Below are 23,118 nucleotides of genomic sequence, written 5' to 3'. Positions count from 1 at the left end.
ACGGTCGGGTGAACCCAGAGGCACACGTGTTCACGGCCGCCGACACCGGTAACCTCGGCACCATGGCCTCACGTACGTCCGGCAAGGGTTCCCAGGGCACGGCGGGCACCGCGAAGCGTCCCGGCCGTACCGCGGGTCCGGCGAAGAAAGCCGCGCCCGCGAAGAAAGCCGCCGCGAAGAAGACGGCGCCCGCGAAGAAGGCACCGGCCAAGAAGGCACCGGCCAAGAAGGCGGCTGCGCCCAGACCCGCACCGTCACCCACCGGCGGCGTGTACTGGCTGGTGCGCGCCATCTGGCTCGGTGCGGCCCATGCCGTCGGTGCGATGCTCCGTGGCATAGGGCGCGGCGCCAAGGGGCTCGATCCCGCACACCGCAAGGACGGCGTCGCCCTTCTGCTGCTCGGCCTCGCGCTGGTCGTCGCCGCGGGCACCTGGTCGAATCTGCGGGGGCCCGTCGGCGATCTCGTCGAGATGCTCGTCACCGGCGCCTTCGGCCGGCTCGATCTGCTCGTCCCGATACTGCTCGGCGCGATCGCCGTGCGGCTGATCCTCTACCCGGAGAAGCCCGAGGCCAACGGACGTATCGTCATCGGACTCTCCGCCCTGGTCATCGGGGTGCTCGGGCAGGTGCACATCGCGTGCGGATCGCCGGGCCGCGGGGACGGCAGCGAGGCGATGCAGGACGCGGGTGGCCTGATCGGCTGGGCCGCCTCCAAGCCGTTGATCTACACCATGGGCGAGGTCCTCGCCGTACCGCTGCTCCTGCTCCTCACCGTCTTCGGACTGCTCGTCGTCACCGCCACCCCGGTGAACGCCATTCCGCAGCGGCTGCGACTGCTCGGCTCCAAGCTGGGGATCGTCGACCCGGCGTACGACCCCGAGGCGGATGACGAGAGCGACGACGAGCGGTACGACGAGCAGTGGCGCGACGCGCTGCCCGCCCGCTCACGACGCTCCTCCGCACGCCGCTCCGGGGCGCCCGAGGAGTACGACCCCGAGCAGGCGGAGGCCGAGGCGCTCTCCAAGCGCCGCAGGCCGCGCAGGCCCTCCGTGCAGCCCGCGATGAACCGCACCATGGACGCGGTGGACGTCGCCGCGGCCGCGGCCGCGGCGCTCGACGGAGCAGTGCTCAACGGCATGCCGCCCTCGCCGATCGTCGCCGACCTCACCCAGGGCGTCACCGTCGAGCGGAACCGTGATCGGTCCGGCACCCCGGTGCCCGGCGCCCGCGACGCGGAGCAGGCCCAGGGGGCGGGGAAGCCGGAGAAGAGTGCAGCGCTCTTCGATGGCGTACCCGATCTGACGAAGCCCGCTCCCGACCGCTCGCAGTCCCAGCCGCTTCCGGCCCGCGCCGAGCAGCTGCAGCTCTCCGGCGACATCACGTACGCGCTGCCCTCGCTCGACCTGCTGGAACGCGGCGGTCCGGGCAAGACCCGCAGCGCCGCCAACGACACGATCGTCGCCTCCCTGACGAACGTGTTCACCGAGTTCAAGGTCGATGCAGCGGTCACCGGTTTCACCCGCGGACCGACGGTGACGCGCTACGAGGTGGAGCTCGGCCCGGCTGTGAAGGTCGAGCGGATCACGGCGCTCGCCAAGAACATCGCGTACGCCGTCGCCAGCCCCGACGTCCGGATCATCTCCCCGATCCCGGGGAAGTCCGCCGTCGGCATCGAGATCCCCAACACCGACCGCGAGATGGTCAACCTCGGCGATGTGCTGCGCCTCGCGGACGCGGCCGAGGACGACCACCCGATGCTGGTCGCACTCGGCAAGGACGTCGAGGGCGGCTACGTGATGGCCAACCTCGCGAAGATGCCGCACGTGCTGGTGGCCGGTGCGACCGGCTCCGGCAAGTCGTCCTGCATCAACTGCCTGATCACCTCGGTCATGGTGCGGGCGACCCCGGAGGACGTACGGATGGTGCTGGTCGACCCCAAGCGCGTCGAGCTGACCGCGTACGAGGGCATCCCGCACCTGATCACGCCGATCATCACCAACCCGAAGCGCGCCGCCGAGGCACTGCAGTGGGTCGTACGGGAGATGGACCTCCGGTACGACGACCTCGCAGCGTTCGGATACCGGCACATCGACGACTTCAACCAGGCCGTGCGCAATGGCAAGGTCAAGCTGCCGGAGGGCAGTGAGCGGGAGCTCTCCCCGTACCCGTATCTGCTGGTCATCGTCGACGAGCTGGCCGACCTGATGATGGTCGCTCCGCGCGACGTCGAGGACTCCATCGTCCGCATCACCCAGCTGGCGCGCGCCGCAGGCATCCATCTCGTGCTCGCCACCCAGCGGCCCTCGGTCGATGTCGTCACCGGTCTGATCAAGGCGAATGTGCCCTCCCGGCTCGCCTTCGCGACGTCTTCGCTCGCGGACAGCCGTGTCATCCTCGACCAGCCCGGCGCCGAGAAGCTGATCGGCAAGGGAGACGGACTGTTCCTGCCGATGGGGGCCAACAAGCCCACCCGCATGCAGGGCGCGTTCGTCACGGAGGGCGAGGTCGCGGCCATCGTCCAACACTGCAAGGATCAGATGGCGCCGGTCTTCCGCGAGGACGTGGTGGTCGGCGGGGCCAAGAAGAAGGAGATCGACGAGGACATCGGCGATGACCTGGATCTGCTCTGCCAGGCCGCCGAACTGGTCGTCTCCACCCAGTTCGGCTCCACCTCGATGCTCCAGCGCAAGCTGCGGGTCGGCTTCGCCAAGGCCGGCCGGCTCATGGACCTCATGGAGTCGCGGAACATCGTCGGACCGAGCGAGGGGTCCAAGGCACGCGATGTCATGGTGAAGCCGGATGAACTGGACGAGGTGTTGGCACAGATCCGCGGGGAAACTGCTTCGTAAGGGTCTGATGGGCAACCGTTTCGCCGGGTCGCACGTCAAGTTGAGGGAAGGGACAGCAGGATGTTCTTCCAGAGGGCGTCCGGCGAATGGGACGGTGTTCGCATCCGATGGTGTTCGAATCCGATGGCGTACAAAGTCCTTGCTCCCGGTTGCCCCACCCTTTCGTACCCCCCCTAGACTGAACACCCAGCAGGTGGCTCACGCTCGAAAGGCGCCCCCGTGTCCATCGGCAACTCCCCCGAAGACGACCGGCCTTCGATCGGTCGAGTGCTTCAGCAGGCTCGTATCGCCGCAGGTCTCACGGTCGAAGAGGTCAGCTCGTCCACCCGGGTGCGCATCCCCATCGTGCACGCGATCGAGGAGGACGACTTCTCCCGCTGCGGCGGCGACGTGTACGCCCGCGGCCATATCCGCACCTTGGCGCGTGCCGTCTCCATCGATCCGGAACCGTTGGTTTCGCAGTACGACGCCGAGCACGGCGGCCGTCCCGCGCCCACGCCGGCGGCGCCGATGTTCGAAGCCGAACGGATCCGCTCCGATCCCCGTCGGCCCAACTGGACTGCGGCCATGGTCGCGGCGATCGTCGCCGTGGTCGGCTTCGTCGGCTTCACCTTCTTCAAGGGTGGTGACGACGGCGGCACGTCCACGCAGGTCGCGGAAGGTTCGACGCCCAACACAACCAGCCCCAAACCCAAGCCCACCAAGACCACCGACCCCAAGCCCGTACCGTCCGACAGTGCCATCGCCGCGGCCCCGCGGGACAAGGTCACGGTCAAGCTCAGCGCCACTCAGGGCAAGAGCTGGATCTCTGCCAAGGACCACAACGGGCGGCAGCTCTTCGACGGGCTGCTGTTGCAGGGCCAGTCCAAGACCTTCCAGGACAAGGAGCGGATCGACCTCGTCCTCGGTGACGCCGGTTCGATCGAACTGTTCGTCAATGGCAAGAAGGTCGAGGACAAGTTCCAGCCGGGCCAGGTCGAGCGGCTCTCGTACACGAAGGGCGACCCCGAGGTCGGCTGACGGCATTGTGTACACCGCGAGCGCCCGGCAATCCTGCCGGGCGCTCGCGTCATTGTTACTCCCTGTAAGGGCGGAACCCTGCTCGGCGGGGTGAGTGCCAGGACAAAGTAGTCTTGAGCCCATGCCCGAACGCCGTACCGTCGCCCTTGTCACTCTTGGCTGCGCCCGTAACGAGGTGGACTCGGAGGAGCTCGCAGGCCGCTTGGCAGCGGACGGCTGGGAGCTCGTCGAGGATGCCTCCGACGCGGATGTCGCCGTCGTCAACACCTGTGGATTCGTCGAGGCCGCGAAGAAGGACTCCGTCGACGCTCTTCTCGAAGCCAACGATCTGAAGGACCACGGCCGGACCCAGGCCGTGGTCGCGGTCGGCTGCATGGCCGAGCGCTACGGCAAGGATCTTGCCGAAGCCCTGCCGGAAGCCGACGGGGTCCTCGGTTTCGACGACTACGCCGACATCTCCGACCGCCTCCAGACCATTCTCAACGGGGGCATCCACGCCTCGCACACCCCGCGTGACCGGCGCAAGCTGCTGCCGATCAGCCCGACCGAGCGGCAGGACGCAGCGGTCGCGCTGCCCGGGCACGCACAGGAAGCCGCCCCGGCCCCCGCGGACCTCCCGGACGGGGTTGCGCCGGTCTCCGGGCCGCGCGCGCCGCTGCGCCGCCGGCTGGGCACCAGCCCGGTCGCCTCGGTGAAGCTCGCCTCCGGCTGCGACCGCCGCTGCTCCTTCTGCGCCATCCCGTCCTTCCGCGGCTCCTTCATTTCGCGGCGCCCCTCGGACGTTCTGCAGGAGACCCGCTGGCTGGCCGATCAGGGCGTCAAGGAGGTCATGCTGGTCTCCGAGAACAACACCTCGTACGGCAAGGACCTCGGCGACATCCGGCTGCTGGAGACGCTGCTGCCGGAGCTCGCCGACGTCGACGGGATCGAGCGGATCCGGGTCAGCTACCTGCAGCCCGCCGAGATGCGGCCCGGTCTGATCGACGTACTGACGTCGACGCCGAAGGTCGCCCCGTACTTCGATCTCTCCTTCCAGCACTCCGCCCCCGGGGTGCTGCGCGCGATGCGCCGCTTCGGGGACACCGACAGCTTCCTGGAGCTCCTGGAGACCATCCGCAGCAAGGCGCCGCAGGCCGGTGCGCGGTCGAACTTCATCGTGGGCTTCCCCGGGGAGACCGAGGCCGACCTCGCCGAGCTGGAACGCTTCCTCACAGGTGCGCGGCTGGATGCCATCGGCGTCTTCGGGTACTCCGACGAGGAGGGCACCGAGGCGGTCGGCTACGAGAACAAGCTCGGCGCCGACGTCATCGCGGAGCGGCTCGCGCACATCTCGCAGCTGGCCGAGGAGCTGACGTCCCAGCGCGCCGAGGAGCGGCTCGGAGAGTCCCTCCAGGTGCTGGTCGAGTCGGTCGACCCCACGGACGACGAGCCGCGCGCGGTGGGGCGTGCGGCGCATCAGGCCCCCGAAACGGACGGCCAGGTGCTCTTCACGGGGCGCGAGGGCCTCGTGCCGGGCCGTATGGTCGAGGCAAAGGTGGTGGGCACCGAGGGAGTGGACCTGGTGGCCGAGTGTTCCGAGCTTGCGGAGGCAGCCAGATGACCGGAGTCCCGGCATCCGCAGCAGGCGGATCCGGCACGAAGCCGGTCCGCGGCGGCAAGCTGGGCACTGCGGCCGTCAACCAGGCCAGCCTGTGGAACATCGCCAACATCCTGACCATGGTGCGGCTGCTGCTGGTGCCCGGCTTCGTCATGCTGCTGCTGCACAACGGCGGCTACGACCCGGCCTGGCGCTCCTTCGCCTGGGCGGCGTTCGCCGTCGCCATGATCACCGACCTCTTCGACGGTCACCTGGCGCGCACATACAACCTGGTCACCGACTTCGGGAAGATCGCCGACCCGATCGCCGACAAGGCGATCATGGGTGCCGCGCTGATCTGTCTTTCGTACCTCGGCGATCTGCCGTGGTGGGTCACGGGCGTGATCCTCTTCCGCGAGATCGGCATCACCTTGATGCGGTTCTGGGTGATACGGCATGCGGTGATTCCGGCCAGTCGCGGCGGGAAGATGAAGACACTCGCGCAGGGGACGGCCGTCGGGATGTATGTCCTGGCGCTGACCGGCCCGCTTGCCACGCTGCGCTTCTGGGTGATGGCGGTGGCCGTCGTGCTGACGGTCGTCACCGGGCTCGACTATGTGCGCCAGGCGGTTGTGCTGCGGCGCAAGGGACTGGCGGCTGAGCGGGCTGCTGCGGCCGACCTGGCTTCCGGGGTATCCGCGTCCGCCCGCGCTTCGGATTCCGCGGAGGCCGAGCGGTGACTTCCGCGGCCCGGGTGCTGCAGCTGCTCGTGGAGCGCGGTGAGACTCTCGCCGTCGCCGAGTCGCTGACCGGCGGCCTGGTCGCGGCGGAACTGACCTCCGTACCTGGTGCCTCGCACTCCTTCCGTGGGTCCGTGACGGCGTACGCCACACCCCTGAAGCGGGACGTGCTGGCTGTGGACGGGGCCCTGCTGGCAGCGCACGGAGCGGTGGATCCCGAGGTTGCGCGGCAGATGGCGACAGGTGTGCGGCGCGTTCTCGGTGCAGACTGGGGCTTGTCGACCACCGGCGTCGCGGGACCCGAGTCACAGGACGGCAAACCCGTCGGCACGGTCTACGTAGCGGTCGCGGGGCCGGACGGCGCGGAGAAAGTAGCCACGCTGCGGTTGAACGGCGACCGGGCGGACATCCGTAGAGAGAGTGTACGGAGCGTGCTCGAATTGCTCTCCGGCGAACTCGGCGAGAATGCGAGCGCACAGGATACGGAACACAACGGGGGGAATTGATGTTTGCAGCCCTGAGTGAACACGACATCGCTCCCCGCACGGCCGCAGCGCAAGGCGGTACGGTGGGGCGTGAAGGATGCGGCTACGCGGTCCGAGGAGGGAGCCACCGATGATTCTGCTCCGTCGCCTGCTTGGTGACGTGCTGCGTCGGCAGCGCCAGCGCCAAGGCCGTACTCTGCGCGAAGTCTCCTCGTCCGCCCGAGTCTCGCTCGGCTATCTCTCCGAGGTGGAGCGGGGGCAGAAGGAGGCATCCTCCGAGCTGCTCTCCGCCATTTGCGACGCGCTTGACGTACGGATGTCCGAGCTCATGCGTGAAGTGAGCGATGAGCTGTCGCTGGCTGAGCTGGCCGAGTCGGCAGCAGCCGGCGATCCGGTACCTGTACCGGTGCGCCCCATGCTCAATTCCGTCTCCGTGACGTCGGTGGCAGGTGTGCCGACGGGACGGGTGACAATCAAGGCACCCGCGGAAGCGGTGGATGTCGTCGCCGCCTGACCCGCGCACTCGGTGTGCACCGGAGCCCCGGTCGGCCCCTTCTGGGGTCGGCCGGGGCTTCTGCGTGTGCGGAGGCCCGGACGGGGGATGTGCGGGATGAGACGCCCGGGAAGTCTGCATATCAGCTGAATTTCCCGGATTACGGTTTCAACTCATATGTGCCATCGTGGGTGATGCGTCAACGGCTATGAGGTCATGAGGCCCTACGAATGGAGGCTCGTCCGCGCCGTGCGCGCCGGTACTGCACCGGTGCGCTCTCCCGCCGGGTGATCGGGCCCGACTAGGTTCGGTCGGAGGAGGCAGCCATGGTACGGCGATGGGTGCCCGCGCTCGTTCTCGGCGGGGTGTGGTGGTGGGCTGTGCTGCGGCTGCTGCTGGAGCCGGAACGCGCAGGGCTGGTCGAGGGCGCGGTGGCAGCGGGCGGTTGGGGGCTGAGCCTGCTGCCCGTCCATGTGGCAGCGAGCGCCAGGCCGACCGGAACGATCGGGGCCGACGGTGACACGGCCGGGTGGTTCGAGGTCGGGATACGCCGTGCCGGCAGCGCGTGGCGCACTGCCGGAGCGTGGGGCACCACCGGGGCCCGGCTCACCGCCGAGGCATGGCGTACTACCAGGGCATGGCGACGCCGCCGTTCGGGCGGAGGATCTGGCCGGTCATGAAGGCCGAAGCGTCGGATGCCAGATACAGGACCGTGTGGGCGACATCTTCCGCCTCACCCACCCGGCCGAGCGGAGAGATGCGGACCATCGCGGTCTCTGTCCGATGCTGCAGTTCCGCGTCGTGTTTGGCGGTCATCGGGGTACGGATCCATCCGGGTGCGACGGCATTGACGCGGATGGCACGAGGTCCGAGCTCGGTCGCCAGGGTCCTGGTCAGTTGGACGACCGCCGCCTTGGCCGCGCTGTAGCAGAGCAGGCCCGGGCTTGCGGCGTCGACCGCGCCCGAGGCCATGGTGATCAGTGAGCCGGGCGCGCCACGCGCGATCATGCTGCGGGCCACTTCCTGGCAGGCGTACAGAACGCCTTTGAAATTGACGGCGAGGACGCGGTCGAGGTCCTCGTCCGCCGTGTCCAGGACTCTGCTCGTGTGCATGACTCCGGCGACGGCGGCCAGGATGTCGATGCCGCCCGCTGCGGCCACCGCGTCCCGGAGCTGACTGCGGTCCGTGACATCGAGCTGATGGGTGTGGGCTGCGCCACCCGCTTTGGTGATCATCTCCTGCGTTTCCAGGAGGCCTGTCCCGTCGCGGTCCGCGCAGTGGACGGTTGCTCCCGCCTCCGCGAGCAGGACGGCACTGGCCCGGCCGATACCGCCGGCCGCGCCGGTGATGAACGCGGAGCGGCCGGTGAGGTCGTACGCGGTGAGAGCCATGTCCGGACCGTACGACCGGATCTGACGGTGCGTCAACTATGGTGTGGGGCCCGATTGGCAGCGTGGGCACCAATACGTGGGACGGGTGTCCTGCTCCGCCGTACGAATGGGGGCGCCGCACCTCAGACAGGGGCGGTGGGTCCGGCCGTACACCCACAGCCGCTCAGTCGGGCCGTACCCGCGTGCCCGGGAACCGGTGGTCGTGCGGACCGGTCGGTCCCGATTGGCTTCGAGGAGCTGCTTGGCGGTGGCGACCAGGCGCACGGCGGTGGTGGCGGGCAGGTCACCGACGGGGAGCCAGGGGGTGGCGCGGGCGAGGAAACAGAGTTCGGCCTTGTAGATGTTGCCGATGCCGGCCAGGTTGCGCTGGTCCAGGAGGGCTTCACCGAGAGGGCGGGCGGGGGCGGCGAGCAGGTTGCGCAGCGCGGTGTCGGGGTCCCAGTCGGCGCCCAGCAGATCGGGGCCGAGATGGCCGACCGCCTTCTCCTCGTCGACTGTGCGGAGGAGTTCCAGGACGGGCAGCCGGTAACCGACCGCTGTGTGGTCCGCCGTGGAGAGAATCGCGCGGATCTGATGGGCCGGGCCGCCACGCCAGCGCTCGCCCGGGGCGTAGACGCGCCAGGAACCGTCCATCCGCAGATGGCTGTGGAGAGTGAGGCCGCCCTCGATCCGGGTGAGGAGATGCTTGCCGCGCGAAAGTGTGCCGAGGACGGTCTGGCCGGTGAGATCGGCGGTCGCGAACCGGGGGACGCGCAGGTCGGAGCGGGTGAGGACCTGGTCGGCCAGTGCAGTGTGCAGACGCTTGGCGGTCTGCAGGACGGTATCTCCTTCGGGCATGTCTCCATGATGCGTGGTGAGGCGGGGTGCGACGGTGGGCGTGTGCGTGTGCGTGTGCGTGTGCGTGGCCGTGGGTCGGGCGGGTGCGGTGGCCGGGCCGGTGAGGGGGGCGCGCGTGGGGCCGGGCGACGCGTGGAGGTCAGGCCCGCAGACGGAGACCTCTCGGGGTGGCGTGGAAGCCGGCCGCCTCCAGCGTGCGGCCCAGCGGCGAGGTCAGGGACGAGGCACCGTTGGTGCGCTCCACCGTGACCGTGCCGAGCGCCCCCGCGCGGGCCGCGGTGGCCAGCGCCTCGGCCGCCGCCCGGAGCGAGGGGTCCTCCGGGTCCGTCGGCCAGGCGAGCAGGGTCTTGCCGCCGCGCTCCATGTAGAGCGTCAGTTCGCCGTCGACCAGGACCACCAGGGCGCCGGCCTTGCGCCCCGGTCTGTGTCCGGCGCCGTCCGGGGGCTCGGGCCAGGACAGGGCAGCACCGTACGCGTTGGCCGGGTCGGCGGCGGCGAGGACCAGGGCGCGTGGCGCCGCTCCCGGTTCCGTGCGGTCGCGGGCGGTGGACGCCGCACGCAGCCGGTCGACCGCTCCGTCCATCGCGAACTGGGCTGCTCCCAAGCCCTCGACTACGTAGCCGCGGCGGGCCTGCCCGTTGTCCTCGAAGGCGGAGAGGATTCGGTACGTCGCGGAGAAACCGCCCTCGACGCCTTCGGCCTGGACCGCGCCGCGGGTCACCACGCCGTGACGGTCCAGGAGCGTGCGCGCCAAGGCGTGCGCGCGGTGCGTGGGGTCGGGCTCGGCGGTGGGCAGCAGGGACCAGCGGCCCGAGACGGTGGGCGGGCCGGTGCGTGACGCCGGGCGGGCGGCGGCGCTGAACGAGCCGTAACGGCCTCGGGGGACGCTGCGCTTGGCGCGGTGGGCGGTCGATCCCGCCGTACGTCCGGAGCCGAGAAGCGAACGCAGCGGCGCCAGCGTGTCGTTGGTCAGCCGGCCGGACCAGGTCAGCTCCCAGATGGCGTCGGCAAGTTGAGGGTCGGTGCAGTCCGGGTGGGTGGTGGCGCGGACCTGATCGGCGATCTGCCGGAAGAACAGCCCGTACCCGCCGGTCAGGGTGGTCAGAACGGATTCGTGCAGCGCACTGAGTTCGAGTGGGTGCGGGGGCGGGAGGAGCAGGGGTGCGCTGTCGGCGAGGTAGAGGGACAGCCAGCCGTCCTTGCCGGGGAGGGCGCCCGCGCCGGCCCAGATCACCTCGCCGGTGGTGGTGAGTTCGTCGAGCAGCGCGGGGGCGTACCCCGTGACCCGGCCGGGCAGGATCAGCTTCTCCAGCGCCGATGCGGGGACGGGGGCACCCTGCAACTGTTCGATGGCGCGGGCCAGTCCGTCGATTCCGCGCAGGCTGTTGTTGCCGAGATGCTGCCACTGCGGAAGGAAGCCGGCGAGGGCGGCGGGCGGGACCGGCTCCAGCTCGTGCCGGAGCGCGGCGAGGGACCGGCGGCGGAGCCGACGCAGCACCGTGGCGTCGCACCATTCCTGGCCGATGCCTGCGGGGTGGAACTCGCCCTGGACGATGCGGCCGGACGCGGCGAGCCGCTGCAGCGCACCGTCCGTGACCGCGGTGCCCAGGCCGAAGCGGGCGGCGGCGCCGGTGGAGGTGAACGGGCCGTGCGTACGGGCGTAGCGGGCGAGGAGATCGCCGAGCGGGTCCTTCACCGGTTCGGTGAACGCCTCGGGGACGCCGACCGGGAGGGCGGTGCCCAGCGCGTCACGCAGCCGGCCCGCGTCCTCGATCGCCGCCCAGTGGTCGGCTCCTCCTATCCGGACCCGGATGGCCCGGCGGGCCGAGGCCAGCTCCGGGGCCCACTGCTGCTCGGCACCGCGCTCGGCCAACTCGGCGTCGGTGAGCGGGCCGAGGACGCGGAGCAGGTCGGCGACGCCTTCGACGTCCTTGATCCGGCGGTCCTCGGTCAGCCACTGGAGCTCCTGCTCCAGCTCGCCCAGCACCTCGGCGTCGAGCAGCTCGCGCAGTTCCGCCTGGCCGAGGAGCTCGGCGAGGAGACGGGAGTCGAGGGAGAGCGCGGCCGCCCGGCGCTCGGCGAGCGGCGAGTCGCCCTCGTACAGGAACTGCGCCACATAGCCGAAGAGGAGCGAGCGGGCGAAGGGGGAGGGCTCCTGGGTGGTCACCTCGACCAGGCGGACGCGGCGCGCTTCGAGATCGCCCATCAGTTTCGCGAGCCCGGGAACATCGAAGACGTCCTGCAGGCATTCACGGACCGCTTCGAGCACGATCGGGAAGGAGCCGAACTCCGATGCCACCTGGAGGAGCTGGGCAGCGCGCTGACGCTGCTGCCAGAGCGGGGTGCGCTTGCCCGGGCTGCGGCGGGGCAGCAGCAGGGCGCGGGCCGCGCATTCGCGGAAGCGGGAGGCGAACAGGGCGGACCCGCCGACCTGATCGGTGACGATCTGGTTGATCTCGCCCTGGTCGAAGACGACATCGGCGGCGCCGACGGGCGGCTGATCGTTGTCGTACGCCATTGCGGCCAACGGGGCCGGCTCCCGTGGCGAGTTCTGGGACGAGTTCTGCGACGGGTCAAGGGCGAGGTCCTGGGCCGGATCGAAGTCCAGGAGGTCCAGGCCCATCATGTCGGCGTCGGGCAGCCGCAGCACGATGCCGTCGTCGGCATGCATCACCTGGGCATCCATGCCGTACCGCTCGGCGAGGCGGGCTCCCAGCGCCAGCGCCCACGGAGCATGGACCTGCGCGCCGAACGGGGAGTGCACGACCACCCGCCAGTCGCCCAACTCGTCGCGGAATCGCTCGACGAGGATGGTCCGGTCGTCCGGGACATGGCCGCAGGCGGCGCGCTGTTCGCCGATGTACGACAGGACGTTGTCGGCGGCCCAGGTGTCGAGACCGGCGGCGAGCAGCCGCGATCTGGCGTCCTCGGACGACATTCCGCCGATCTCGCGGAGGAACGCGCCCAGGGCACGGCCCAGCTCCAGCGGGCGGCCCAGCTGGTCGCCCTTCCAGAACGGAAGCCGTCCCGGAACCCCGGGGGCCGGCGACACCAGGACCCGGTCGCGGGTGATGTCCTCGATCCGCCAGGACGTGGTGCCCAGCGTGAAGACATCGCCGACCCGGGACTCGTACACCATCTCCTCGTCCAGCTCGCCGACCCGGCCGCCCCCCTTCTTGGGGTCGGCCCCGGCGAGGAAGACCCCGAAGAGCCCGCGGTCGGGGATCGTGCCGCCGGAGGTGACCGCGAGCCGCTGGGCGCCGGGGCGGCCCGTGACCGTACCGGCGACGCGGTCCCAGACCACGCGCGGGCGCAGCTCGGCGAAGGCGTCGGACGGATAGCGGCCGGCCAGCATGTCCAGCACGGCTGTGAACGCCGACTCCGGCAGCGAGGCGAAGGGGGCGGCGCGGCGGGTCACGGCCAGCAGATCGTCCACCTGCCACGTGTCCAGGGCGACCATGGCGACGAGCTGCTGGGCCAGCACATCCAGCGGATTGGACGGGATCCGCAGTGCCTCGATCGAGCCGGTGCGCATCCGCTCGGTGACCACCGCAGCCTGGACCAGGTCGCCGCGGTACTTCGGGAAGACCACTCCGGTGGAGACCGCACCGACCTGGTGCCCGGCACGGCCGACCCGCTGCAGCCCGGAGGCGACCGACGGCGGCGACTCCACCTGGACCACCAGATCCACCGCACCCATGTCGATGCCCAGCTCCAGACTGGAGGTGGCGACCACGGCAGGCAGCCGGCCTGCCTTCAGATCCTCCTCGACCTGTGCGCGCTGCTCCTTGGAGACCGAACCGTGGTGTGCGCGGGCGAGCAGCGCCGGGGCGCCCTTCGCCGCACCGGACTCGGCCATGATCTCGGCGGGGGAGTGGGCCTCCGGCAGGGTCTCACCGGTGGCCCGCTCGTACGCGATCTCGTTGAGCCGGTTGCACAGTCTCTCCGCGAGACGGCGGGAGTTGGCGAAGACGATGGTGGAGCGATGCGCCTGGACGAGGTCGGTGATCCGCTCCTCGACATGCGGCCAGATCGACGGCTTCTCCGCCTGGCCCGCCTGATCCGGGTCGGTGGCGGGCGAACCGCCGAGCTCGCCCAGATCCTCCACCGGTACGACCACCGACAGATCGAACCGCTTGGTGGACGGCGGCTGGACGATCTCCACCTTCCGCTGCGGCGAGAGGAACCGCGCCACTTCGTCGACCGGACGGACCGTCGCCGACAGGCCGATCCGCCGCACCGGACGCGGCAGCAGCTCGTCGAGGCGCTCCAGCGACACGGCGAGATGGGCGCCCCGCTTCGTACCGGCCACTGCGTGCACCTCGTCGAGAATCACCGTCTCGATCCCCGACAGGGCCTCCCGAGCCGAGGAGGTCAGCATCAGGAACAGCGACTCGGGGGTGGTGATCAGGATGTCCGGCGGCCGGGTCGCCATCGAGCGGCGCTCGGCGGGCGGGGTGTCACCCGAGCGGATGCCCACCCGCACCTCGGGCTCGGGCAGCCCGAGCCGCACCGATTCCTGGCGGATCCCGGTCAGAGGTGAGCGCAGATTGCGCTCCACGTCGACCGCGAGGGCCTTCAGGGGCGATACGTACAGCACGCGGCAGCGCTTCTTCGCCTCGGCGGGCGGCGGGACTGCGGCCAGCCGGTCCAGCGCGGCGAGGAACGCGGCGAGCGTCTTGCCCGATCCGGTGGGCGCGACGACCAGCACGTCCGAACCCTCGCCGATCGCGCGCCAGGCACCCTCCTGCGCGGACGTCGGCGCGCTGAAGGCACCCGAGAACCAGCCGCGGGTGGCGGGGGAGAAGGAGTCGAGCGCAGAGCCGGCCATGCCCCCCATCGTGCACCCGACCACTGACAACGGACGGTGGCAGTGGCCGGTACCTGCGAGAATTCGGGAATGGCGGCAGGATCGGGCTCGCGCTCGGGTTCGGGCTTCGGCTCGGCTTCGGCTTCGGGAGAGTGGGCGAGGTACTGGCAGTACGCGGAACTGCCCGACCTCGACCTGCTGCGTGCCCGGTACGTGCGCCACACCTTTCCGCGCCACAGCCACGAGGGCTACGTCTTCGGCACCATCACGCGGGGGATCGAGGACGTCGGACTGCCCGGCGGCACCGTACACGCAGGCCCGGGCGCCGTCGTCATGATCAATCCAGAGGTGCCGCACACCGCGCGGGCCGGTGTCCCCGAGGGCTGGGTGTACGCCACGCTGTACCCGTCCGCGCAGGTGATCAACGACATTGCCGCCGAAACGACGCGCCTGCGCGGCACTGTCGGTTTCGCCGAGACCAGCGTCGTCGACCCGGAATCGGCCCGGCTGATCGGGGAGGTGCACCGGGCGGCCGAGGAGGGCAACGCGCTCGCCGCCGACAGCGTCCTGCGGATCCTGGTCGCGCGGCTGCTCAGCAGCCATGGCAGCGTGCTGCCCACCCGCTCTCCCCGGTCGGCGGGTGCCCGGGACGCGGCGCGGGCGCGTGCGGTGCTGGAGAGCAGGATGACCGAGCCACCGACTCTGGAGGCACTGGCCGTCGAACTCGGCACCAGCCCGTTCGCCTTGCTGAGGGCGTTCAAGAAGCAGTACGGGATGCCGCCGCACACCTGGCTCACCGATGCCCGGGTGAGGCGGGCGCGGCGGATGCTGGATGCGGGGGTGGCGCCCTCGGCCGCCGCGATCGAGGTCGGCTTCACCGATCAGCCGCACCTGAACCGCCATTTCACCCGGATAGTGGGGGTGCCGCCCGGCGCCTACCAGCGCGAACGCGCAAGAACGTACAAGACCGGTCCCGGTCTGCCCCCGTAGCGTTCCGTCTGTGCCAGAACAGACAACATCCCCAGAGATAACCGGTGAGCCGGCCGAGACAGCCGCCGGTGAGGTGAAGTCCGATGCGGCCGTCGTGCGCGACGCCCTCGGCGTCGGTATCGCCGTGGGGCTGTCCGGCTTCGCCTTCGGAGTCACCTCGGCGGGCTCGGGCCTCAGCCTGCTCCAGACCTGCGTGCTCAGCCTCCTCGTCTTCACAGGCGCCTCACAGTTCGCGCTGGTGGGTGCGCTGGCGGCGGGCGGCAATCCGTACACAGCGGCTGCCGGGGCGTTCTTCCTCGGCGTACGCAACGCGTTCTACGGTCTGCGGCTGTCGCAGCTGCTCGCGCTCCCGCGCGCGCTGCGGCCGCTCGCCGCGCAGTGGGTGATCGACGAGACGACCGCCGTGACGCTGTCCCAGCCCACCCGACGGGCCGCACGGATCGGCTTCACCGTCACCGGAATCACCCTGTACGTGCTGTGGAACCTGACCACACTGCTGGGAGCCCTGGGCGCGGAGGCGCTCGGCGACACCGACAGCTGGGGACTGGACGCCGCCAGCCCCGCCGTCTTTCTCGCCCTGCTCGCACCCATGCTGAGGAGCACGACGGAGCGCATCACCGCCGCGCTGGCCGTCCTGCTCGCCCTCGGCCTGCTGCCCGTGCTGCCTGCGGGTGTACCGGTGCTGCTCTCCGCGCTGGCCGCGCCAGCCGTTCTCTTCCTGATGGGACGCAGCAACGGTTCGCCCGGTGACACCCCCGCCATGGCGGCGACCCCGACGGAGGACGGCCGATGAACGTCTGGACAGCGATCGCACTCACTGCCGTCGGCTGCTATCTCGCGAAGCTGCTGGGACTGCTGGTGCCCGCCGACGCATTGGAACGGCCGCTCGTCCAGCGCCTTTCCGCACTCCTGCCGGTGGCGCTCCTGGCGGCCCTCACGGCGCAACAGACGTTCGGAGACGGGCAGCAGCTGGTGCTGGACGCCAGGGGCGCGGGACTGGCTGCCGCGGCGCTGGCCCTGGTCCTGCGCGCGCCCTTCCTGGTGGTCGTGGGAGCTGCCGTGGTCGTCACGGCAGGGGTGCGGGCGCTCGGATAGAGGTCCGTGCGGAGCAGGACAGGGCCGCCCGCAACAGTCGAGCAGACATTCGGTACGGAGCTTCTCTTCCTGTTCGACGCGGGCGCAGGCCGTGCCGTCGTACCGCAGGAGTGCGAACCACCCGGCGATCCGGCCCGACCGCTGATCCGTGCCTGCGGCGCCGACGTCCGGGTCGCCGCGGCCCTGCTGCTGCACGACAGCGGCCACGGGACCGACGGCACACGGCGCAGGATGAGCGACGGGGCGGCGGCCGTCCGGCCGGCGACCGAAGGCCCGCGCCGGGCGGAGTGGTCGCGGTCGTCCGTGGGCCCGCTCACGGACGGTTGGCGGTGGATGTCCGCCCCGGTGCTCAACTGAGGCTGCGGCCGTGGGCCCGCAGCGTCAGCAGTGCCTTGAGCGTCACCAGCGGCCGGCCCTCCAGAGCTGTGCCCGGTGCCCACTGCCGCCAGTTCAGCGGCCAGCCGCCGTCCGCCTGCTGCTCCGACGCCAGATGGTCGAGGGAGCGTTCCAGCTCCTCGTCGGTGAACCAGCGACGGGCGAGCGAATCGGGTGTACGGGCGTAGTCGTACGGGAAGTGCTGCTCGCCCGGCGCATATCCGGCCGCCACCGGGTACTGCGCGCGCTGCTCCGGATCCAGCACGGCGAGCCGCTGCTCGCGCACCAGCCGTCCGAGGCGGTCCGCCGCGGCCTCCGCCCGCGCCCGGTCCGGTGCGCCGTCCAGGAAGGCGACCGCCGCCTCGATCTCGTACGGATGCGAGTGCTCCAGCGCGTCGACCGCCGCCCAGCAGAAGTCGGTGGCCCGGAAGAGCCAGGCGTGCCAGACCGCATTACGGTGCAGCAGCCCGACGACAGGACCGGTGGCGAGCAGCTCCGCCGGCGGGTCGTCGACGAGCTGGATGAACGGCGCGGCCGGATAGCCTCGCTGCGAGGGCAGGAGGGCGGGCAGCGCACCCTCCTTGGTCGACACATCGGTCAGGAAGCGGCAGATCCGTTCCACCCGCAGACCGCTGCAGCGCCCGATGGAGTCGAGAACGTTCAGCGCATGGGCCGTGTGCAGCGGCTGGCTGACCGGGCCCCGCAGATCGGGTTCGAGTGCGTGACCGTATCCGCCGTCCTCGTTGAGATAGGCGGTGAGCGCGGTCTCCACGGCATCGGCGCTTCCTGCCAGGAAGTGGTGGGCGAACCGCCGCTGTTCGAGGACACGGGCCGTGAGCCAGATGAACTGCTCGGCGCGGTTGAGGGGGCTTGCTCCTGTTCCAGCCATGGACCGACGGTAGGCCGGTAAGCGCTCTCGAGATGTGGTAGCGGCACGGCTGCACTCTCAGGAGCGGGATACTGAAGTCATGCGGTTGACGATTTTCTGGGAACGGATGGAAGACCACTTCGGCGCGGGGTACGCCGACTCCTTTGCGCACGACCATGTGATGGCCGAGCTCGGCGGGCGGACGGTGCACCAGGCGCTGGCCGCGGGCTGGGAGGCGAAGGACGTCTGGCGCGGCGTCTGCACGGCGGTCGGCATCCCCGCCGACAAGCGCTGACGAACTGCTCGTCCCCGCGGGACCGCACCCGCTCTCCGGGGCGGGCGTCCGGCTGTCACAGCCGTGGGCGAGACTGGGTCCGTGGCACTGACAGACGAGACCGCCCAGCCCCAGCCCGCCCCCACTCCGCCCGTCCCGCCGGCCGCGCCACCGACCCAGCCGTCCGGCGCCGGGTCGGCCCGAATGCCTGCATGGCTGCCGCGCGCCATGGTCCTCGCCCTGGCGCTCTATGCCTGCTTCCGGCTCGGCAGCTGGGCGTTCGACCAGCTCATCGGGCTGTTGATCAATGTGCTGATCGCCTTCTTCCTGGCCCTCGCCATAGAACCCGCGGTGGGCCGGATGTCGGCGCGCGGCATGCGTCGCGGCCTGGCTACCTTCCTGGTCTTCCTGGTGATCCTGATCGCCGGGGCCGGGTTCGTCGTACTGCTCGGATCGATGCTTGCGGGCCAGATCGTCGAGATGGTCGAGGAGTTCCCCAAGTACTTGGACTCGGTGATCAACTGGGTCAACCAGAACTTCCACACCGACCTCTCGCGGGTCGAGGTGCAGGACAGTCTGCTGCACTCCGACTGGTTGCAGAAGTACGTCCAGAACAGTGCGACCGGTGTGCTCGATGTCTCCACCACTGTGCTCGGCGGGCTGTTCCGACTGCTGACGATCTCCCTGTTCTCGTTCTACTTCGCGGCGGACGGCCCCCGGCTGCGCCGCGGTCTGTGCTCCGTACTGCCTCCCGCTCGGCAGGCCGAGGTCCTGCGGGCCTGGGAGATCGCGGTCGACAAGACCGGTGGCTATCTCTACTCGCGTGGGCTGATGGCACTCATCTCCGGGATCGCGCACTACATCCTGCTGGTGTTCCTCGGTGTGCCGTACGCGCCGGCCCTCGCGGTCTGGGTCGGTCTTGTCTCGCAGTTCATCCCCACGATCGGTACGTATCTGGCGGGCGCCCTGCCGATGCTGATCGCGTTCACCATCGACCCCTGGTATGCCCTGTGGGTGCTCGGATTCGTGGTGATCTACCAGCAGTTCGAGAACTATGTGCTGCAGCCCAAGCTCACCTCCAGGACCGTCGACATCCATCCGGCGGTCGCCTTCGGTTCGGTCATCGCCGGTACGGCGCTGATGGGCGCCGTGGGCGCGCTGATCGCAATCCCGGCCGTTGCGACGCTGCAGGCGTTCCTGGGTGCCTATGTGAAGCGCTACGACGTGACGGACGACCCACGGGTGCACGGCCGTCACCAGCGGCCGCGGGGTGAGTCGGTGTTCTCGCGGCTGCGCGGCGCGACCCGGGCTGCCGGGAACAACGACGAAGAGGATGCGGAGCGACCGGAAGCACCGGGTCCGCGGCTGCGGGTCTGAGCGACGGCGGAACGCGGGAGTTCCGGCGCGGTACGGGAGCGCCGGTGGGGTGCGCGCGGCCGGGTGCGGTGCGGGAGGCCTCGCAGGGGTGCGGCCGCGCTCAGCGATAGCCCGTCACGTCGGCCGGCCGGCCCGCGTCCTGGACTTCGGGGACGTACTTCCAGGCATCGGGGCGGCTGCCGTCCAGATCGGTGAAGCCGTAGACCCGCGCCAGCTGCCCGCTGGACAGCGACTGCCCGTTCCAGCGCGCCACCCCGGGGTCCTGCGCGAGCGCGGCCACGGCGCGGCCGACGAAGGCCGGACTCTCGGAGATCGCGAAGTGGGGTGTGTGGGCGATCGCGTCGCGCCAGTTCGCTTCGGTGACGCCATGGGCGTCCAGCATCGCCTCGGACCGCAGCCAGCCGGGCGTGAGCGACACCGCGGTCGCGCCGTGGGGCTCCAGCTCGTGCGCGAGGGCGAACGCCATCCGGTTCACCGATGCCTTGGCCAGGTCGTAGAAGAAGGAGACCCGGTAGTGGGAGGCGTTGTACTCATCGGTGCCGTCGGTCACCTCGACAACCAGGCCCCCTGGCTGCTCGATGAGCAGCGGAAGGGCGTAATGGCTGGTGATGGCGTGTGTGTCGACGGCCAGACGCAGGGTGTGCAGACCCGTCTCCAGGGAGGATTCCCAGATCGACTTGCCCCACTCGATCTCGGCCCCCCAGATGTCGTTCACGAGGACGTGCAGGCGGCCCTGGTCGCGCCGGATGCGCGTCACGAGCGCGCTGACTTCCGAGGGCACGAGGTGGTCCACCCGGACCGGGATCCCGCGGCCGCCCGCCTCGTCCACGAGAGCTGCGGTCTCCTCGATGGTCTCCGGGCGGTTCATCTCCGACCGCTGGGCCGTGGTCGTCCGCCCGGTGACATAGACGGTTGCTCCGGCCGCTCCCAGTTGAACGGCGATCCCGCGGCCCGCGCCTCGTGTGGCACCGGCGACCAGGGCCACTTTCCTTGCCAGTGATGTCCCCATACGGCCGGAATCTAGCATGATCTTGACCACTTGATCTTGACTCTCCAAATGCAGAGTGCTAGGGCGCTACTCTGGGGGCGGGTCGGTCCGGCGTGGTGTGCTTGACACCGAAATCGAACATCCATTCTCATGGGATTCCGGCCGGGTTTTCCCGGGCCCGACCGTGGAGTTGTCCACAGGCCGGGAGGACGTCGAGGCCCATTGTCAGTGGCAGGGGTTAGCGTCTTTGACGTGAAGCGATCGACTCAAGCAAATCGGGTGGAACCCATGGCAGGAACCGACCGCGAGAAGGCGTTGGACGCCGCACTCGCACAGATTGAACGGCAATTCGGCAAGGGTGCGGTGATGCGCCTCGGTGAGCGGCCGAACGAGCCCATCGAGGTGATCCCCACCGGGTCGACCGCGCTCGACGTCGCCCTCGGCGTCGGCGGACTGCCGCGCGGCCGTGTGGTGGAGGTGTACGGGCCGGAGTCCTCCGGTAAGACGACGCTGACGCTGCACGCGGTGGCGAATGCACAGCGGCTCGGCGGCTCGGTGGCCTTCATCGACGCGGAGCACGCCCTCGACCCCGAGTACGCGAAGAAGCTCGGTGTCGACATCGACAACCTCATCCTGTCCCAGCCGGACAACGGTGAGCAGGCGCTCGAGATCGTGGACATGCTGGTCCGCTCGGGCGCTCTCGACCTGATCGTCATCGACTCCGTCGCGGCACTCGTGCCCCGTGCGGAGATCGAGGGTGAGATGGGCGACTCGCACGTGGGTCTGCAGGCCCGACTGATGAGCCAGGCACTCCGCAAGATCACCAGCGCGCTCAACCAGTCCAAGACCACCGCGATCTTCATCAACCAGCTCCGCGAGAAGATCGGTGTGATGTTCGGCTCCCCGGAGACCACGACCGGTGGCCGGGCGCTGAAGTTCTACGCATCGGTGCGCCTCGACATCCGTCGTATCGAGACGCTGAAGGACGGCACCGACGCAGTCGGCAACCGCACCCGCGTCAAGGTCGTCAAGAACAAGGTCGCGCCGCCCTTCAAGCAGGCCGAGTTCGACATCCTCTACGGCCAGGGCATCAGCCGTGAGGGCGGTCTGATCGACATGGGTGTGGAGCACGGCTTCGTACGCAAGGCGGGCGCCTGGTACACGTACGAGGGCGACCAGCTCGGCCAGGGCAAGGAGAACGCCCGCAACTTCCTCAAGGACAACCCCGATCTCGCCAACGAGATCGAGAAGAAGATCCTCGAGAAGCTGGGCATCGGTGTCAGGCCGGAGGCGGCTCTGCCCGCCGAGCCCGGGGCGGACGCGGCGGGCGGCACGGCGGCTGCGGCCGACAGTGCGGCGAAGTCGGTGCCCGCTGCGGCCGGCAAGGCAAAGCCGGCCAAGACTGCGGCGGCCAAGAGCTAGACCGTGACACGTCGTACGGAGTGGCCGGGCAGCGATGCCGAGCCCGCCCCCGACCCCGGCGCCGGTCCCGATTACGGCACCGGCTCGGGCGGAGGGTTCGGCGAGGGCGCGGGCCGTCGGGCCCGCTCCCGCTCCAGGAGCAGCGGCTCCCCTTCCTCGTCGAGGGCCGAGAAGGGGGAGCCGCGAGACCCGGTCGAGCAGGCGCGCAACATCTGTCTGCGTTTGCTCACCGGGACCCCGCGCACCCGCAAGCAACTTGCGGACGCACTGCGCAAGCGGGAGATCCCGGATGAGGCGGCCGAAGAGGTGCTGTCGCGCTTCGAGGACGTCGGGCTGATCGACGACGCGGCGTTCGCGGATGCCTGGGTGGAATCCCGGCACCACGGCCGGGGCCTGGCCCGCCGTGCTCTTGTGCGGGAACTGCGCACCAAGGGGGTGGACTCGGCGGTGATCGACGAGGCGATCGGGCAGCTCGACTCCGAGCAGGAGGAAGAGACCGCCCGGGAGCTCGTCGCGCGCAAGCTGCGGTCCACCCGAGGCCTGGACCGCGACAGGCGTCTGCGCCGCCTGGCGGGCATGCTCGCGCGCAAGGGGTACGGGGAGGGGATGGCCCTGCGCGTGGTGCGTCAGGCACTCGAGGAAGAGGGCGAGGACACGGAAGGTCTCGAAGAGCCGTTCTGACGGTGGGCGCATCGGGGGCGCGCGGCGGGGGAGCGAAGCCGGGCGCGGGAGGCGGGGCCGTTGCGCGGTGGGTGGCGCGCAGGAGTCAGTGTCCGGCGCGCGAGGCGCGGCGGATGGTGGCGTCCAGCAGGACCAGGGCATCCGATGCGGTGCGGCCGGGGTGGCGGTTCCAGGGGCCGATGAGGTCGGTCCAGCCCTGCGAGCGGAGCTCGGCGATGAGCCAGGCGCCGGCCCGGTCCACGGTGTCGAGGGAGCCGTAGCCCAGGCGGTGCGCGGTGAGGAGGGCGCCGCAGATGCAGCGGGCGCCGCGGGCATTCCGCAGCCGGTACGGGGTGTTCTGCCAGCCCCACTCGGTCAGGATCTGCCGTGCGTAGGCGAGGTGGGTGGAAGGCCGCAGTTCGGGCTGCCCGATGCGGCGCCAGGCATGGAGCCGGTCCGGGAGGATCGCGCCGAGTCGTCCGGGGAGTGGGCGCTCGCGCGGCGGGGCCGGGGGCAGGGCGCGCATCGAGTCGGCGATCAGCTGGTCGACCGGCACGGACAGCAGATCGCGCCAGTCGACCGGATGCCGGTCCGGGGGGTGCGGCGCGCTGTCGGGTGAGATGGGACGCACGGGTTCGGGGGTGGTGATGTCCCAGCCCGCGACGATCTGCTGCCAGGACTCCGTGTCGTGGAGGAGTGCGGCCTGGCGGTCGAGCTGGTCGGGGGTGAGGGTGGTGGTCGGCATCGGTGCGACGGCTCCGTCATGTCGGTCCTAGGTTTTGGGGCAAATGTCCACCTTGCGCCGAATTTGCTCCACTGGGGTGAGGCGTTCGGGTGTGTCGGGGTGGATTCGGGGGACATGGGAGC

21 protein-coding genes are annotated in these 23,118 nt (G+C 70.4%); 15 read left to right on the top strand and 6 right to left on the bottom strand.

Translation table 11 applies throughout. The annotated features are described in order from the left end of the window. Window positions 1-62 precede the first annotated feature (62 nt). The 7 genes from OHA88_RS15615 to OHA88_RS15585 all read left to right on the top strand — a co-directional run bounded on the left by OHA88_RS15615 (window position 63) and on the right by OHA88_RS15585 (window position 7,843). Window positions 63-2,849, top strand: a complete 2,787-nt coding sequence (locus tag OHA88_RS15615; RefSeq protein ID WP_328625992.1) for a DNA translocase FtsK — start codon at window positions 63-65, stop codon at window positions 2,847-2,849. A gap of 219 nt (window positions 2,850-3,068) precedes the next feature. Next, complete coding sequence (locus OHA88_RS15610) at window positions 3,069-3,869, top strand: helix-turn-helix domain-containing protein (RefSeq protein WP_328625991.1); 801 nt, start codon at window positions 3,069-3,071, stop codon at window positions 3,867-3,869. 121 nt (window positions 3,870-3,990) lie between these two features. Then, the gene (gene rimO / locus OHA88_RS15605; RefSeq protein WP_328625990.1) at window positions 3,991-5,469 is read left to right on the top strand and encodes a 30S ribosomal protein S12 methylthiotransferase RimO; all 1,479 of its coding nucleotides are present in this window, start codon (window positions 3,991-3,993) and stop codon (window positions 5,467-5,469) included. Beyond that, on the top strand, window positions 5,466-6,185 hold the full coding sequence (gene pgsA / locus OHA88_RS15600) for a CDP-diacylglycerol--glycerol-3-phosphate 3-phosphatidyltransferase (RefSeq protein WP_328625989.1): 720 nt from the start codon (window positions 5,466-5,468) through the stop codon (window positions 6,183-6,185). Before rimO ends, pgsA begins: the two co-directional genes overlap by 4 nt. Continuing rightward, the gene (locus tag OHA88_RS15595) at window positions 6,182-6,691 is read left to right on the top strand and encodes a CinA family protein (protein WP_328625988.1); all 510 of its coding nucleotides are present in this window, start codon (window positions 6,182-6,184) and stop codon (window positions 6,689-6,691) included. The genes pgsA and OHA88_RS15595 overlap by 4 nt, the downstream gene beginning before the upstream one ends. A 109-nt stretch (window positions 6,692-6,800) precedes the next feature. Continuing rightward, complete coding sequence (locus OHA88_RS15590; protein ID WP_030927058.1) at window positions 6,801-7,184, top strand: helix-turn-helix domain-containing protein; 384 nt, start codon at window positions 6,801-6,803, stop codon at window positions 7,182-7,184. Window positions 7,185-7,489: 305 nt separating this feature from the next. Beyond that, entirely contained in the window at window positions 7,490-7,843 is a 354-nt protein-coding gene (locus OHA88_RS15585) for a hypothetical protein (RefSeq protein WP_328625987.1), read from the top strand. On the opposite strand, the gene OHA88_RS15580 is transcribed toward OHA88_RS15585, so the two are convergent. From OHA88_RS15580 to OHA88_RS15570, 3 genes are all read right to left on the bottom strand, one after another. Continuing rightward, window positions 7,791-8,555: an SDR family NAD(P)-dependent oxidoreductase gene (locus OHA88_RS15580; RefSeq protein ID WP_328625986.1), complete on the bottom strand. Its 765-nt coding sequence runs from the start codon at window positions 8,553-8,555 to the stop codon at window positions 7,791-7,793. The genes OHA88_RS15585 and OHA88_RS15580 overlap by 53 nt on opposite strands. Window positions 8,556-8,591: 36 nt before the next feature. Then, a complete protein-coding gene (locus OHA88_RS15575; RefSeq protein WP_328625985.1) occupies window positions 8,592-9,392 on the bottom strand; it encodes a DNA-formamidopyrimidine glycosylase family protein in 801 nt (266 codons plus the stop codon). Window positions 9,393-9,531: 139 nt separating this feature from the next. After that, on the bottom strand, window positions 9,532-14,223 hold the full coding sequence (locus OHA88_RS15570) for a DEAD/DEAH box helicase (protein WP_328625984.1): 4,692 nt from the start codon (window positions 14,221-14,223) through the stop codon (window positions 9,532-9,534). Window positions 14,224-14,292: 69 nt separating this feature from the next. On the opposite strand from OHA88_RS15570, the gene OHA88_RS15565 reads away from it, so the two are divergent. From OHA88_RS15565 to OHA88_RS15550, 4 genes are read left to right on the top strand one after another with little or no spacing between them, the layout of a single operon-like run. Next, a complete protein-coding gene (locus OHA88_RS15565; RefSeq protein WP_328625983.1) occupies window positions 14,293-15,192 on the top strand; it encodes a helix-turn-helix transcriptional regulator in 900 nt (299 codons plus the stop codon). A 10-nt stretch (window positions 15,193-15,202) separates the two neighbouring features. Further along, on the top strand, window positions 15,203-15,985 hold the full coding sequence (locus OHA88_RS15560) for an AzlC family ABC transporter permease (protein WP_443044233.1): 783 nt from the start codon (window positions 15,203-15,205) through the stop codon (window positions 15,983-15,985). After that, a complete protein-coding gene (locus tag OHA88_RS15555) occupies window positions 15,982-16,287 on the top strand; it encodes an AzlD domain-containing protein (protein ID WP_267001061.1) in 306 nt (101 codons plus the stop codon). The genes OHA88_RS15560 and OHA88_RS15555 overlap by 4 nt, the downstream gene beginning before the upstream one ends. Window positions 16,288-16,293: 6 nt before the next feature. Continuing rightward, the gene (locus OHA88_RS15550) at window positions 16,294-16,644 is read left to right on the top strand and encodes a hypothetical protein (RefSeq protein WP_328625982.1); all 351 of its coding nucleotides are present in this window, start codon (window positions 16,294-16,296) and stop codon (window positions 16,642-16,644) included. Here the strand turns inward: OHA88_RS15550 and OHA88_RS15545 are convergent. Next, window positions 16,637-17,551 (bottom strand): hypothetical protein, encoded by a 915-nt coding sequence (locus tag OHA88_RS15545; protein WP_328625981.1) that lies wholly within the window; start codon window positions 17,549-17,551, stop codon window positions 16,637-16,639. The genes OHA88_RS15550 and OHA88_RS15545 overlap by 8 nt on opposite strands. A 79-nt stretch (window positions 17,552-17,630) precedes the next feature. Here OHA88_RS15545 and OHA88_RS15540 point away from each other — a divergent pair, with 79 nt between their 5' ends. Next, a complete protein-coding gene (locus tag OHA88_RS15540) occupies window positions 17,631-17,825 on the top strand; it encodes a DUF3046 domain-containing protein (RefSeq protein ID WP_030974167.1) in 195 nt (64 codons plus the stop codon). Window positions 17,826-18,008: 183 nt separating this feature from the next. After that, on the top strand, window positions 18,009-19,181 hold the full coding sequence (locus OHA88_RS15535; RefSeq protein ID WP_328629700.1) for an AI-2E family transporter: 1,173 nt from the start codon (window positions 18,009-18,011) through the stop codon (window positions 19,179-19,181). A 100-nt stretch (window positions 19,182-19,281) separates the two neighbouring features. Here the strand turns inward: OHA88_RS15535 and OHA88_RS15530 are convergent, their stop codons facing one another. After that, window positions 19,282-20,190, bottom strand: coding sequence for an SDR family oxidoreductase (locus OHA88_RS15530; protein WP_328625980.1), 909 nt, complete (start codon window positions 20,188-20,190; stop codon window positions 19,282-19,284). Window positions 20,191-20,457: 267 nt separating this feature from the next. Here OHA88_RS15530 and recA point away from each other — a divergent pair, with 267 nt between their 5' ends. Further along, entirely contained in the window at window positions 20,458-21,591 is a 1,134-nt protein-coding gene (recA, locus tag OHA88_RS15525; RefSeq protein ID WP_267001053.1) for a recombinase RecA, read from the top strand. A 3-nt stretch (window positions 21,592-21,594) separates the two neighbouring features. Beyond that, complete coding sequence (recX, locus tag OHA88_RS15520) at window positions 21,595-22,272, top strand: recombination regulator RecX (RefSeq protein WP_326626725.1); 678 nt, start codon at window positions 21,595-21,597, stop codon at window positions 22,270-22,272. Between the two features lie 85 nt (window positions 22,273-22,357). On the opposite strand, the gene OHA88_RS15515 is transcribed toward recX, so the two are convergent. Then, entirely contained in the window at window positions 22,358-22,996 is a 639-nt protein-coding gene (locus tag OHA88_RS15515; protein ID WP_328625979.1) for a DUF6197 family protein, read from the bottom strand. Between the last annotated feature and the right edge of the window lie 122 nt (window positions 22,997-23,118).

The sequence above is a fragment of the Streptomyces sp. NBC_00353 genome (assembly GCF_036108815.1).
Classification (GTDB): domain Bacteria; phylum Actinomycetota; class Actinomycetes; order Streptomycetales; family Streptomycetaceae; genus Streptomyces.
This window is presented reverse-complemented; position numbering and strand designations above follow the sequence as displayed.

Coding starts and splice junctions, on each gene's coding strand:
- OHA88_RS15615 (WP_328625992.1), top strand. CDS start 63: ATGGCCTCACGTACGTCCGGCAAGGGTTCCCAGGGCACGGCGGGCACC.
- rimO (WP_328625990.1), top strand. CDS start 3,991: ATGCCCGAACGCCGTACCGTCGCCCTTGTCACTCTTGGCTGCGCCCGT.
- pgsA (WP_328625989.1), top strand. CDS start 5,466: ATGACCGGAGTCCCGGCATCCGCAGCAGGCGGATCCGGCACGAAGCCG.
- OHA88_RS15590 (WP_030927058.1), top strand. CDS start 6,801: ATGATTCTGCTCCGTCGCCTGCTTGGTGACGTGCTGCGTCGGCAGCGC.
- OHA88_RS15585 (WP_328625987.1), top strand. CDS start 7,490: ATGGTACGGCGATGGGTGCCCGCGCTCGTTCTCGGCGGGGTGTGGTGG.
- OHA88_RS15580 (WP_328625986.1), bottom strand. CDS start 8,555: ATGGCTCTCACCGCGTACGACCTCACCGGCCGCTCCGCGTTCATCACC.
- OHA88_RS15575 (WP_328625985.1), bottom strand. CDS start 9,392: ATGCCCGAAGGAGATACCGTCCTGCAGACCGCCAAGCGTCTGCACACT.
- OHA88_RS15570 (WP_328625984.1), bottom strand. CDS start 14,223: ATGGCCGGCTCTGCGCTCGACTCCTTCTCCCCCGCCACCCGCGGCTGG.
- OHA88_RS15565 (WP_328625983.1), top strand. CDS start 14,293: ATGGCGGCAGGATCGGGCTCGCGCTCGGGTTCGGGCTTCGGCTCGGCT.
- OHA88_RS15555 (WP_267001061.1), top strand. CDS start 15,982: ATGAACGTCTGGACAGCGATCGCACTCACTGCCGTCGGCTGCTATCTC.
- OHA88_RS15545 (WP_328625981.1), bottom strand. CDS start 17,551: ATGGCTGGAACAGGAGCAAGCCCCCTCAACCGCGCCGAGCAGTTCATC.
- OHA88_RS15540 (WP_030974167.1), top strand. CDS start 17,631: ATGCGGTTGACGATTTTCTGGGAACGGATGGAAGACCACTTCGGCGCG.
- OHA88_RS15535 (WP_328629700.1), top strand. CDS start 18,009: ATGCCTGCATGGCTGCCGCGCGCCATGGTCCTCGCCCTGGCGCTCTAT.
- OHA88_RS15530 (WP_328625980.1), bottom strand. CDS start 20,190: ATGGGGACATCACTGGCAAGGAAAGTGGCCCTGGTCGCCGGTGCCACA.
- recA (WP_267001053.1), top strand. CDS start 20,458: ATGGCAGGAACCGACCGCGAGAAGGCGTTGGACGCCGCACTCGCACAG.
- OHA88_RS15515 (WP_328625979.1), bottom strand. CDS start 22,996: ATGCCGACCACCACCCTCACCCCCGACCAGCTCGACCGCCAGGCCGCA.